Source organism: Curtobacterium poinsettiae (assembly GCF_047226435.1).
GTDB lineage: Bacteria > Actinomycetota > Actinomycetes > Actinomycetales > Microbacteriaceae > Curtobacterium > Curtobacterium poinsettiae.
In genome coordinates this window covers 1,990,924-2,003,933 of sequence record NZ_CP178434.1, presented here as the reverse complement: position 1 = coordinate 2,003,933, position 13,010 = coordinate 1,990,924, and the positions used below count along the sequence as shown (strand labels likewise).

Here is a 13,010-nt window from a genome sequence, read left to right as displayed (position 1 = left end):
GCCGGCCGCCAGGGCAACGACCACTGACGGCGGGCACGGGCACCAGTCCCGCCCGCTCGGGCGGAACGCACCACCGGGCCACCGCTGTCCCTGTTCCACTTCCTCGTGAGGACGGTTCCCCATGGCGCTCCAGCCAACCCAGCCCTCGGCACCGACGAGCCTCGTGCCGCCGCACCGACGCTTCTCCGCGATCCCGGACGCCACGGGCATGTACGACCCGGCGAACGAGAAGGACGCCTGCGGACTGGCGATGGTCGCGACCCTGCGCGGCACGCCGGGGCACGACATCGTCGACGCGGCGCTCGGTGCGCTCCGGAACCTCGAGCACCGCGGTGCCGTGGGATCCGACGCGGGCACCGGTGACGGCGCCGGCATCCTGTGCCAGGTGCCGGACGAGTTCCTGCGGGACGTCGTACCGTTCGAGCTGCCGGCAGCGGGGGAGTACGCCGTCGGGACCGCCTACCTGCCGCTGGACGACGACGCCCGGCACGCGGTGAAGGGCGCCGTCGAACGACTCGCCCGCGAAGAGGGCCTGAAGGTCCTGGGGTGGCGCGAGGTCCCGGTGCGTCCGGAGGTCCTCGGCACGCTCGCCCGCGCCGCGATGCCGGCGTTCGAGCAGCTGTTCGTCGCCTCGATCCGGCACGACGTGCACGGGGCATCGTGGAGCGGCATCGCCCTCGACCGGCAGGCGTTCCGGCTCCGGAAGCGCGCCGAGCACGACAACGACCTGTACTTCATGTCGCTGTCGAGCCGCACCATGGTCTACAAGGGCATGGTCACGACGCTCCAGCTCGAGCCGTTCTACCCGGACCTGAGCGACGAGCGCTTCACGTCGAAGCTCGCGATCGTGCACTCGCGCTACTCCACCAACACGTTCCCGTCGTGGCCGCTCGCCCAGCCGTTCCGGACCATCGCCCACAACGGTGAGATCAACACGGTGCGCGGCAACCGCAACTGGATGCGGGCGCGCCAGTCGCAGCTCGAGAGCGAACTGCTGGGCGACATGGCCCCGCTGCTCCCCATCGTCAGCCCGGGGGCGAGTGACTCGGCCTCGTTCGACGAGGTCCTCGAGCTGCTGACCCTGACCGGTCGGACGCTGCCGCACGCCGTGTCGATGATGGTTCCAGAGGCGTGGGAGAACCAGGTCGGGATGGACCCGGACCTCCGGGCGTTCTACGAGTACCACTCGATGCTCATGGAGCCGTGGGACGGCCCCGCCGCGATCACCTTCACCGACGGGTCGCTCGTCGGCGCCACCCTCGACCGCAACGGCCTGCGCCCCGGCCGGTTCCTCGTCACCGACGACGGGCTCATCGTGATGGGCTCCGAGACCGGGGTCATCGACGTGCCGGCCGCCAAGGTCGTGCGCAAGGGCCGCCTGCGCCCGGGCCGGATGTTCCTGGTGGACACCGAGGCCGGCCGCATCATCGAGGACGACGAGGTCAAGCGCGAGCTCGCCGCCTCGGGTCCGTGGGCCGACTGGCTCGAAGCCGGCCGCATCAACCTGAACGACCTGCCGGAGCGCGAGCACATCGTGCACACCCCGGCCTCGGTCACCCGCCGTCAGCGGGCGTTCGGCTACACCGAAGAAGAAGTCCGCATCCTGCTCCGTCCGATGGCCGCGGCGGGTGCCGAACCGCTCGGTGCGATGGGGTCGGACACCCCGATCGCGGTGCTGTCGGAGCGTCCGCGACTGCTCTTCGACTACTTCACGCAGCAGTTCGCCCAGGTGACCAACCCGCCGCTCGACTCGATCCGCGAGCAGGTCATCACCTCGATGGGGATGGGTCTCGGTCCGGAGCGCAACCTGCTCTCCGCCGGTCCGGAGCACGCGAAGCAGATCACGCTCGACTTCCCCGTGATCGACAACGACCAGCTCGCCAAGGTCCAGCACTTCGAGACCGAGTCGGGTCGCCACCTGACCGTCACGATCAAGGGGCTGTACCGCGTCGACGCCGGCAAGAAGGCGATGCAGAAGCGCATCGCCGCCGTGTGCGACGAGGTCGACGCCGCGATCGAGTCCGGCAAGCAGTTCATCGTGCTGTCCGACCGCGACGGCAACGCCGAGCAGGCACCGGTGCCGAGCCTGCTGCTCCTCGCGGCGGTGCACCACCACCTGATCCGCACCGAGCAGCGCATGAAGGTCGGGCTCATCGTCGAGGCCGGCGACGTCCGCGAGGTCCACCACGTGGCGACCCTGATCGGGTACGGCGCGTCGGCGATCAACCCGTACCTGGCGATGGAGACCTGCGAGAACCTGGTCCGCGCGGGCATGATCCCCGGCATCACCCCCGAGCAGGCGGTCAAGAACGTCATCAAGGCGCTCGGCAAGGGCGTGCTGAAGATCATGTCGAAGATGGGCATCTCCACGGTGTCCAGCTACGCCGGTGCGCAGGCCTTCGAGGCCGTCGGGCTCAGCCAGGAGTTCGTCGACAAGTACTTCACGGGCACCTCGTCGATCCTGGGCGGCGTCGACATCGACGTCATCGCCAAGGAGAACGCCGAGCGGCACGCCCAGGCGTACCCGCAGGACGGCGCGGTGCTGTCGCACGAGCGGCTGCAGATCGGGGGCGAGTACCAGTGGCGCCGTCAGGGTCCGCCGCACCTGTTCAACCCGGACACGGTGTTCCGCCTGCAGCACGCGACCCGTGCCCGCCGGTACGACATCTTCCGCGAGTACTCGAGCGCCGTGGACGACCAGTCCGAGCAGCTGATGACGCTCCGCGGGCTGTTCCGCTTCAAGCAGGGTGCGCGCAAGCCCATCGCGCTCGACGAGGTCGAGTCGATCGAGTCGATCGTCAAGCGCTTCAACACGGGCGCGATGTCCTACGGGTCCATCTCGAAGGAAGCCCACGAGACCCTCGCCATCGCGATGAACCGTCTCGGCGGCCGCTCGAACACGGGCGAGGGCGGCGAGGACGTCGACCGCTTGCTCGACCCCGAGCGCCGCAGCGCCATCAAGCAGGTCGCCTCCGGACGCTTCGGCGTGACGAGCATGTACCTGACGCACGCCACCGACATCCAGCTCAAGATGGCGCAGGGTGCGAAGCCCGGCGAGGGTGGTCAGCTGCCCCCGGCCAAGGTCTACCCGTGGGTGGCCCGCACCCGGCACGCGACCGCCGGTGTCGGCCTGATCTCGCCGCCGCCGCACCACGACATCTACTCCATCGAGGACCTCAAGCAGCTGATCTTCGACGTGAAGCGGGCCAACCCGGCCGCCCGCGTCCACGTGAAGCTCGTCAGCCAGTCCGGCATCGGTGCCGTCGCGGCCGGTGTGACGAAGGCCCTGGCCGACGTCGTGCTCGTGTCCGGCCACGACGGCGGCACCGGTGCCAGCCCGCTGAACTCGCTCAAGCACGCCGGCACCCCGTGGGAGATCGGCCTGGCCGAGACCCAGCAGACGCTCATGCTGAACGGCATGCGCGACCGGGTCGTCGTGCAGGTGGACGGGCAGATGAAGACGGGGCGCGACGTCGTCGTGGCCGCGTTGCTCGGAGCAGAGGAGTACGGCTTCGCGACCGCTCCGCTCGTGGTCGAGGGGTGCATCCTGATGCGCGTCTGCCACCTGGACACCTGCCCTGTGGGCGTCGCCACGCAGAACCCCGAGCTCCGCAAGCGCTTCTCCGGCAAGCCGGAGTTCGTCGTCAACTTCTTCGAGTTCATCGCACAAGAGGTCCGCGAGCTCCTCGCCGAGCTCGGCTTCCGCAGCCTCGACGAGGCGATCGGGCAGACCGACGCGCTCGACGTGGACCGCGCCGTGGAGCACTGGAAGGCGTCGGGCCTCGACCTCGCGCCGGTGCTCAAGGGACCGCACTTCGACGACGCGGAGCCGCGCCGCCACCACCGCGAGCAGGACCACGAGCTGGACCAGCACTTCGACGTGCAGCTCATCCAGCAGACCGCTGACGTGCTCGACCACGGCGGGTCGATCGCGCTCGACCTGCCCATCCGGAACACCGAGCGCGCCGTCGGCACCATGCTCGGCCACCAGGTGACCCTGCGACACGGGGAACACGGGCTGCCCAACGGTTCGATCGACGTCACGCTGCGCGGTTCGGCCGGGCAGTCGCTCGGCGCGTTCCTGCCGGCGGGCATCACGCTGCGCCTGATCGGCGACAGCAACGACTACGTCGGCAAGGGCCTGTCCGGCGGCCAGATCGTCGTCCGCCCCGACGCCGGTTCGGGCTTCGACCCGGCCGAGAACGTCATCGCCGGCAACGTCATCGGGTACGGCGCCACCCAGGGCAGCATGTTCATCCGCGGCATCGTGGGCGAGCGGTTCCTGGTGCGCAACTCCGGTGCCACGGCGGTCGTCGAGGGTGTGGGCGACCACGCGCTCGAGTACATGACGGGTGGACTCGCGCTCATCCTGGGCGAGACCGGCCGGAACCTCGGTGCCGGTATGTCGGGTGGCACGGCGTACGTCCGGGGCCTGCGCCGGGAGCACGTGAACACCGACGCCCTGGCGACCGGCGAGCTCCGGCTCGAGGCGCTCGACAGTGCCGACGTCGAGATCGTCACCGACCTGCTCACCCGGCACGCCGACGAGACGGGGTCGACGCTCGCGTCCGACCTGCTGGCGTCCGGGGACCTGAGCAACTTCGTCAAGGTGCTGCCGCGCGACTACGCGGCGGTGCTCGAGACGCGCAGACAGGCCGTCGACGAGGGGCTCGACCCCGACGGTGACATCGTTTGGAATCGGATCATGGAGGTGACCGGTGGCTGAGCGTCACGCACGTCCGGAATCGACAGAGCCCATCACAACCCTGGAGGTGACCGGTGGCTGACCCCAAGGGATTCCTGAAGGTCCAGGAACGCGAACTCCCGCCCCGGCGCCCCGTGCCCGTGCGGCTCATGGACTGGAAAGAGGTCTACGAGCAGCAGGAGTCCGGTGTCCTGAAGCGCCAGGCCGGCCGGTGCATGGACTGCGGCGTGCCGTTCTGCCACCAGGGCTGCCCACTCGGCAACCTCATCCCGGAGTGGAACGACCTGACCTGGCGCGGTGAGGGCCGTCAGGCGATCGAACGCCTGCACGAGACGAACAACTTCCCGGAGTTCACGGGGCGGCTCTGCCCGGCCCCGTGCGAGTCGTCCTGCGTGCTCGGCATCAACCAGCCGCCGGTGACCATCAAGCAGGTCGAGGTCTCGATCATCGACCAGGCGTTCCAGAACGGGTGGGTCACGCCGCACCCGCCGGAGCGCCTGACCGGCAAGACCGTCGCCGTGGTGGGCTCCGGCCCCGCCGGGCTCGCCGCCGCGCAGCAGCTCACGCGTGCCGGGCACACGGTCGCCGTCTACGAGCGGGACGACCGCATCGGCGGACTGCTCCGCTACGGCATCCCGGACTTCAAGATGGAGAAGCGCCAGATCGACGCGCGCCTCGCCCAGATGCAGGCCGAGGGCACCCGGTTCCGTGCCGGTGTCGAGATCGGCAAGGACATCACCTGGGACGACCTGAAGTCCCGCTACGACGCGGTCGTGGTCGCCACCGGTGCCACCGTGCCCCGTGACCTGCCGATCCCGGGGCGCGACCTCGAGGGCGTGCACTTCGCGATGGACTACCTGGTCCAGCAGAACAAGGCGAACGCGGGCACGACGGTCGACAACCAGATCACGGCCGAGGGCAAGCACGTCGTCGTCATCGGCGGCGGCGACACCGGTGCGGACTGCATCGGCACCGCACACCGTCAGGGCGCGCTGAGCGTGACGAACCTGGCGATCGGCAAGCAGCCGCCGCTCGAGCGTCCGTCCGACCAGCCGTGGCCGATGTTCCCGACCGTGTTCGAGATCACGAGTGCCCACGAAGAGGGCGGCGAGCGGCACTTCCTCGCCTCCACCGTCGAGTTCCTGTCGAACGACGCGGGTGAGGTCCGTGCGCTCCGGGTCGCCGAGACCGAGTACCTCGACGGCCGACGGGTGCCGAAGGCGGGCACCGAGCGGGAGATCCCGGCGGACCTCGTCCTCATCGCGATGGGCTTCACGGGCCCCGAGTCGGACACGATCGAGCCGCAGCTCGGCCTGCCGACCACGGGCTCCGGGTCGCTCGACCGCCGTGCCGACTACGCGACCAACGAGGCCGGCGTGTTCGTCGCGGGCGACGCGGGTCGGGGGCAGTCGCTCATCGTGTGGGCGATCGCCGAGGGCCGTGCCGCGGCCGCACAGGTGGACGAGTACCTCGAGGGCTCCACCATCCTGCCGGCTCCGGTCAAGGCGACCGACCGGGCGATCTCCGTCTGATGCCGGACGATCACGAGATGTCGGACCGCCACCAGATGTCGGACGGCCACCAGATGTCGGACCGCCACCGGACGACGGATCGCCGCCAGAAGACGGACCGTCTCCACCAGATGCTCACGCTCCCGTGAGCGTGAGGCCACCAGCACTCGGTAGGGTGCTGGTGGCCTCGCTTCGTTCCGCGCGGCCCCACAGCGCGGAAACCCAAGCTCCATCCACCACCACGAAGGAATCCATTGAGACGCGCAAAGATCGTTTCGACGCTCGGACCGGCAACGTCGGACTACGAGACCGTCAAGGAGATCATCGAAGCGGGCGTCGACGTCGCCCGCCTCAACCTCAGCCACGGTGACTACAGCGTCCACGAGGCCAACTACGTCAACGTCCGTCGTGCCGCCGAAGAGCTCGGCAAGCCCGTCGCGATCCTCGTCGACCTGCAGGGTCCGAAGATCCGTCTGGCCCGCTTCGCCGACGGCCCGCACGACCTGGCGGTCGGTGACATCTTCACCATCACGACCGAGGACGTCCCCGGCTCGAAGGAGATCTGCGGCACGACGTTCAAGGGCCTGCCGCAGGACGTCAAGCCCGGCGACCCGCTGCTCATCGACGACGGCCGTGTCCGCCTGCGTGTCCTCGACACCGACGGCGTGCGGGTCCGCACCGAGGTCGTCGTCCCCGGCACGGTGTCCAACAACAAGGGCATCAACCTGCCCGGTGTCGCCGTCAACGTCCCCGCGCTGAGCGAGAAGGACGAGGCCGACCTCCGCTGGGCGATCCGCCAGGGTGCCGACCTCATCGCGCTGTCGTTCGTCCGCAACGCGAGCGACGTCGTGCGTGCGCACGAGATCATGGACGAAGAGGGCAAGCGCCTGCCGGTCATCGCCAAGGTCGAGAAGCCCCAGGCCGTCGACGCGCTCGAGGAGATCATCGACGCCTTCGACAGCATCATGGTCGCCCGCGGGGACCTCGGCGTCGAACTCCCGCTCGAGGCCGTCCCGATCGTGCAGAAGCGCGCCGTCGAGCTGTCCCGCCGCATGGCGAAGCCGGTCATCGTCGCGACGCAGATGCTCGAGTCGATGATCTCGTCGCCGATCCCCACGCGCGCCGAGACCTCCGACGTCGCGAACGCCGTGCTCGACGGTGCCGACGCGGTCATGCTGTCCGGTGAGACGAGCGTCGGTGAGTACCCGGTGCAGACCGTCCGCACCATGGCCCGCATCGTGGAGTCCACCGAGGACCACGGCCTCGAGCGCATCGCGCCGCTCGGCACCAAGCCGCGCACCCTCGGCGGTGCGATCACCCTCGCCGCCGTCGAGATCGCCGAGTTCACCGAGGCGTCGTACCTCTGCGTCTTCACCGAGTCCGGCGACTCGGCCCGACGCATGTCGCGCCTGCGCCACGGCCTGCCGATCATCGCCTTCACCCCGAACGAGGCCACGCGCCGCCGGATGGCACTCACCTGGGGCGTCCGTTCGTTCCTGGTGGAGCGCAAGACCCACACCGACGAGCTCTTCTCGCAGGTGGACGACGTCCTCCTCGAGAACGGCCTGGCCGCCCCCGGCGACCGCGTCATCGTGACGGCCGGGTCCCCTCCCGGCATCGAGGGCTCGACGAACGACCTCCGCGTGCACCGGGTGGGCGACGCCCACGCCGAGGCCGCCCCGGCGTACGTCCGGGACTGATCCGACGGATCCGTCGCCACCAGGGCGCGGACGGGAGGCACGGTGCGCGCAGCACCGACCGCTTCCGGTCCGCGCCCTGCCGCGTCTCCACGGCCCTGGTGGTGACCGGACGTCGGCCGCAGGCGGCAGGATGGTCGCTGTGAGCCTCCGATCCGACACCCCGGCGCCGCGCGCCGACGTCCGCCGCTGGCGTCGTTACCTGGCCGACGAACGTGCCGAGGCGGCTGTGTACCGCAACCTCGCCGCGCGCCGTTCCGGCGAGGAGCGCGAGATCCTGGCCGCGCTGGCCGAGGCCGAGGGGCGGCACGCCGACCACTGGCTCGACCTGCTCGGCGACGACGTCGGCCGGCCGCAGCGGGGCAGCCTCCGGACCCGGGTGCTCGCCGCGCTGGCCAAGCGGTTCGGGTCGGTCTTCGTCCTCGCGCTCATGCAGCGCGCCGAGGACCGCTCGCCGTACGCCGACGACTCCGACGCGACCGCGCGGATGGCCGCCGACGAACGCATCCACGGCGAGGTCGTGCGCGGGCTCGCGAACCGCGGCCGGATGCGGCTGTCCGGCACGTTCCGCGCGGCGGTGTTCGGCGCGAACGACGGCCTGGTGTCCAACCTGGCGCTCATCATCGGCATCAGCGCCTCCGGGGCCGACCGGCACTTCGTGCTGCTGAGTGGCATCGCCGGCCTGCTCGCGGGCGCGTTGTCGATGGGTGCGGGGGAGTACGTCTCCGTCCGGTCGCAGCGGGAACTGCTCGAGGCGTCCGCGCCGCACCCCGAAGCCGGCAGGGCGGTGTCGGACCTCGACGTCGACGCGAACGAGCTCGCCCTGGTCTACCGCGCGCGCGGGATGTCCGAGGCCGAGGCGACCCAGCACGCGGCGCAGGTGCTGTCCGGCATCGGTGAACGGCGGCCGGCGACCGGTTCGACCACGGTCGCGGACGACCACGAGGCGGTCGGTACCGGGCTGAGCGCCGCGGTGTCGAGCTTCTGCTTCTTCGCCTCGGGCGCGATCATCCCGGTGCTGCCGTTCCTGTTCGGCATGCAGGGGTGGCCGGCGATCGCGGTGGCCGGCGGGCTGGTGGGCATCGCCCTGCTCGGCACCGGTGCGGTCGTCGGCGTGCTGAGCGGCGCCTCGCCCACCAAGCGCGCGTTCCGGCAGCTCGCGATCGGCTTCGGCGCGGCGGTCGTCACCTACGTGCTCGGGTTGCTGTTCGGGACCGGCTCCGCATGACCTTGGTATTCATATACGAGATGTGAGATGCTGTTGAGATGGCATCCGATCGTCTTCCCCGGCTCGACCTCGCCCACGTGGACGGACTCCGGGGGATCCTCGCGATCCTCGTCGTCCTGGCGCACACCGCTCGGTTCACCGGGGTGGCCGGAGCGCTCGAGGAATCGATGCCCGTCGTCTGGCGCCTGCTCGACGCCGGCGACGTACGGGTCCCCGCCTTCGTCGCGATCTCCGGGTTCACGCTCATGATCGCGGTGGCTGGACGGCGGGACCTCGCCCTCGGCAGCAGCTACGTGGTGTTCGCGCAGCGGCGCATCCGACGGCTCGTGCCGCCCTACCTCGCCGCGCTGCTGGTCTCGCTCGCACTCATCGCGTTCGTGCCGGTGATGGGGGTCCCGCACGGCACGCTCTGGGACGACAAGCTCCCCGTGACTTTGCAGAGCATCGTGGCGCACGTCTTCCTGGTGCACAACTTCTCGCCGGACTGGATCACGACCATCAACGGGACGCTGTGGAGCCTGCCGATCGAGATGCAGCTCATGCTCCTGATGCCGGTGCTCCTGGTCGTCTGGCGACGCGTGCCGCCGCTCGTCCTCGTCGCACTGCTGTTCGTGTTGGCCGCGGTCTCCGTCCGGACCGGGGTCGGCGCGTGGTCGGCGCCCCACTTCCTGGGCATCTTCGCCCTGGGCATGTACGGCGCGTCCCTGGTCGTCGGCCCCGAGGATGAGCTGCGCCGCCGACGTCCCCGCCTCGCGCGGGCGCTCCTGCGTCACCAGCGCTCGACGCTGGTCGTCGCCACCGTGGTGCTGGTCGCGGCGTACGGCCTGGTCGTCGTGGCGCCCGGCGCCGTGTCCGGGGTCACGGTGGGTGTCGTGGTCGGCGTCGGATCGACCCTGCTCCTGATGGTCCTCGCCGAGGGGCAGCGGACGGGGCGCGCCGGGACGCACCGCGCGCGTGGGGTGCTCGGCGGCCGGCGCCTGGTCCAGTTCGGCCTGGTGTCGTACAGCGTGTACCTGGTGCACAGCCCCTTGCTCGCGCTCGGGAACCTGCTCCTCCTGCCGCTCGACCTGCCGACCCCGGTGCAGTTCGCGCTGATGCTGTTCGGTGTCGCCCCCGTCGCCGTCGCGCTCTGCGTGCTGTTCGCCGTGGTGGTAGAGCGTCCGTTCATGAACTCGCACCAACGCGCGCTGCTCGAGGGCGCCTTCGGCCGCCGCCGCCGCGACGGCGGTCAGCGTCGGACGGCGGCGCGCGGGGGGAGCAGCAGCAGCGCAGCGGCGCCGACGACGATGAGCGCGATGCCGGCGAACACCATGAAGACCGCGAGCGCGAGCACCGGGGCGACGAGCACGGCCACGCCGCCGAGGATCGACAGCACCCCGCTCACGAGCGTCGGCACGCGCGACGATCCCGGGTGCCCGACGAACCCACCGACGGTCGACACGATCCCCTCGATCACGAACCCGACACCGGCGAGCACCGCGTAGACGACGAGCGGGATCGCCGGGTCGAGCAGGGTCACCAGCCCCGCGACCGCGACCAGGCCACCGACGATGCCGGACGTCCACCGCCACGCCGGGCGGGTGCCGTGCCCCCGCACCGCGGCGAAGACCCGCAGCGCACCGGCCACGACGAGGTACACACCGAACAGCAGTGCCACGAGCACGAGCGACGGACGGGGCCAGACGATCGCCACGATGCCCAGGGCGATGGCGACCACGGCCGTGACGACGACGAACACCCGGAACGTCCTGACGGCACGAGAATCCACGAGCGCTCCTCCCTGATCGCCAGCGCTGGTGTCCAGCACGCTACCCGTCGCGCCGTGGCCTCGTGCAACCACCTGCAACCCCCGCGGCCGTACCGTGCGGAGCAGGCACACGACCCGTGCGCCCCGACAGCGTCGTCGAAAGGGCACCACCATGACCATCGCACCTTCGCCCACCAGTTACGCCGCACCAGGCGAACCTGGCTCCCTGGTCGAGTACCGGTCCCGGTACGACCACTTCATCGGCGGCGAGTACGTCCCGTCGTCGAGCGGGCAGTACTTCGAGAACCCCACCCCCGTCACCGGCAAGGTGTTCACCGAGGTCGCCCGCGGTGACTCCACCGACGTCGACCGTGCCGTCGCCGCGGGCTGGAAGGCGTTCCCGTCGTGGGGCCGCACGAGCGCAGCCGAACGGGCCGTCGTCCTGAACAAGATCGCCGACCGCATGGAGGAGCACCTCGAGATGCTCGCCGTCGCGGAGACGTGGGAGAACGGCAAGCCCATCCGCGAGACCCTCGGCGCGGACATCCCGCTCGCGATCGACCACTTCCGGTACTTCGCCGGGGCCATCCGGGCGCAGGAGGGATCCGCCGGCGAGATCGACCACGACACCGTGGCGTACCACTTCCACGAACCGCTCGGCGTCGTGGGGCAGATCATCCCCTGGAACTTCCCGATCCTGATGGCGGTGTGGAAGCTCGCACCGGCCCTCGCCGCCGGCAACTGCGTCGTCCTGAAGCCCGCCGAGCAGACCCCGGCGTCCATCCACGTGCTCGTCGAGCTCATCCGCGACCTGCTGCCCACGGGCGTGCTCAACGTCGTCAACGGCTTCGGCATCGAGGTCGGCGCACCGCTCGCCCAGCACCCGGACATCCGCAAGATCGCCTTCACGGGAGAAACCACCACCGGTCGGCTGATCATGCAGTACGCCTCGCAGAGCCTCATCCCGGTGACGCTCGAACTCGGCGGTAAGAGCCCGAACGTGTTCTTCCCCGACGTCGCCGCCGAGAAGGACTCCTTCTACGACAAGGCGCTCGAGGGCTTCACGTTCTTCAACCTGAACCAGGGCGAGGTCTGCACGTGTCCGTCCCGGGCGCTCGTGGCGAAGGAGATCTACGACGGCTTCGTCGCCGACGGCCTGGACCGCGTCCGAGCCGTCAAGCAGGGACACCCGCTCGACCTGTCGACGATGATCGGCGCCCAGGCGTCGAACGACCAGCTCGAGAAGATCCTGAGCTACATCGACATCGGCAAGCAGGAGGGCGCGAAGCTCCTGACCGGCGGCGAACGGGCCGACCTGGGCGGCGAGCTCTCCGGCGGCTACTACGTCACCCCGACGGTGTTCGAGGGCGACAACTCGATGCGGATCTTCCAGGAGGAGATCTTCGGCCCGGTGCTCGCCCTGACGTCCTTCAGCGGCTACGACGACGCGATCGCCACGGCCAACGACACCCTCTACGGGCTCGGCGCCGGCGTGTGGAGCCGCGACGTCACGACCCTGTACCGCGCCGGACGCGACATCCAGGCCGGACGCGTCTGGTCGAACACCTACCACCAGTACCCGGCGGGCGCGGCGTTCGGCGGCTACAAGCAGTCCGGCATCGGGCGCGAGAACCACAAGATGATGCTCGACCACTACCAGCAGACGAAGAACCTGCTCGTCTCCTACGCCGACGGACCGATGGGCTTCTTCTGATGCCCGACACCGCACGGGTCGCGATCACGCCGGCGGCGGGGGAGCTCCTCCGCACCCTCACCGCCCGGCACGGCCCGCTGATGTTCCACCAGTCCGGCGGCTGCTGCGACGGCTCGAGCCCGATGTGCTACCCCGTCGGCATGTTCCGGACCGGTCCGGGGGACGTCCTGCTCGGCGCACTGCAGGTGGACGGCCTCGACCCGGTCGAGGTCTCCATGTCGGTGTCGCAGTTCGAGTACTGGAAGTACACGCACCTGACGATCGACGTGGTGGACGGTCGCGGCGGCGGGTTCTCGGTCGAGGTCCCCGAGGGCAAGCGGTTCCTCACCCGGTCGCGGATGTTCGACGACGCCGAGCTCGCCGATCTCGGCCTGGTCCCGAGGGTGGCCCGGACGTAGGCTGACCGCA

Annotated in this window: 7 protein-coding genes and 1 pseudogene; 7 read left to right on the top strand and 1 reads right to left on the bottom strand. The window is 70.3% G+C overall.

The genetic code is table 11. From position 1 onward, the window contains the following. Nucleotides 1–121: 121 nt before the first annotated feature. The 5 genes and pseudogenes from gltB to ACL00U_RS09460 form a co-directional block, all read left to right on the top strand. Complete coding sequence (gene gltB, locus ACL00U_RS09480; RefSeq protein ID WP_412873330.1) at nucleotides 122–4,726, top strand: glutamate synthase large subunit; 4,605 nt, start codon at nucleotides 122–124, stop codon at nucleotides 4,724–4,726. 53 nt (nucleotides 4,727–4,779) lie between these two features. Further along, complete coding sequence (locus tag ACL00U_RS09475) at nucleotides 4,780–6,237, top strand: glutamate synthase subunit beta (protein WP_017887206.1); 1,458 nt, start codon at nucleotides 4,780–4,782, stop codon at nucleotides 6,235–6,237. A gap of 233 nt (nucleotides 6,238–6,470) precedes the next feature. Beyond that, nucleotides 6,471–7,916: a pyruvate kinase gene (gene pyk / locus ACL00U_RS09470; RefSeq protein ID WP_017887208.1), complete on the top strand. Its 1,446-nt coding sequence runs from the start codon at nucleotides 6,471–6,473 to the stop codon at nucleotides 7,914–7,916. Between the two features lie 130 nt (nucleotides 7,917–8,046). Next, nucleotides 8,047–9,141 carry a VIT1/CCC1 transporter family protein gene (locus ACL00U_RS09465; RefSeq protein WP_140448086.1) on the top strand — a complete coding sequence of 365 codons (1,095 nt, stop codon included), beginning with the start codon at nucleotides 8,047–8,049 and terminating at the stop codon, nucleotides 9,139–9,141. 38 nt (nucleotides 9,142–9,179) lie between these two features. Beyond that, nucleotides 9,180–10,271: pseudogene (locus ACL00U_RS09460) on the top strand (acyltransferase family protein); the annotation flags it as partial. Nucleotides 10,272–10,369: 98 nt separating this feature from the next. Here ACL00U_RS09460 and ACL00U_RS09455 read toward each other — a convergent pair. Next, nucleotides 10,370–10,909, bottom strand: coding sequence for an HdeD family acid-resistance protein (locus ACL00U_RS09455; RefSeq protein ID WP_412873329.1), 540 nt, complete (start codon nucleotides 10,907–10,909; stop codon nucleotides 10,370–10,372). Nucleotides 10,910–11,060: 151 nt separating this feature from the next. On the opposite strand from ACL00U_RS09455, the gene ACL00U_RS09450 reads away from it, so the two are divergent. After that, nucleotides 11,061–12,602: an aldehyde dehydrogenase family protein gene (locus tag ACL00U_RS09450; protein ID WP_412873328.1), complete on the top strand. Its 1,542-nt coding sequence runs from the start codon at nucleotides 11,061–11,063 to the stop codon at nucleotides 12,600–12,602. Beyond that, nucleotides 12,602–13,000, top strand: a complete 399-nt coding sequence (locus ACL00U_RS09445; protein ID WP_194590534.1) for a DUF779 domain-containing protein — start codon at nucleotides 12,602–12,604, stop codon at nucleotides 12,998–13,000. The genes ACL00U_RS09450 and ACL00U_RS09445 overlap by 1 nt, the downstream gene beginning before the upstream one ends. The last annotated feature ends 10 nt before the right edge of the window (nucleotides 13,001–13,010 follow it).

Bases quoted from the DNA above. Each gene is read 5' to 3' on its own strand.
- gltB (WP_412873330.1), top strand. From the start codon at position 122: ATGGCGCTCCAGCCAACCCAGCCCTCGGCACCGACGAGCCTCGTGCCG.
- ACL00U_RS09465 (WP_140448086.1), top strand. From the start codon at position 8,047: ATGGTCGCTGTGAGCCTCCGATCCGACACCCCGGCGCCGCGCGCCGAC.
- ACL00U_RS09450 (WP_412873328.1), top strand. From the start codon at position 11,061: ATGACCATCGCACCTTCGCCCACCAGTTACGCCGCACCAGGCGAACCT.
- ACL00U_RS09445 (WP_194590534.1), top strand. From the start codon at position 12,602: ATGCCCGACACCGCACGGGTCGCGATCACGCCGGCGGCGGGGGAGCTC.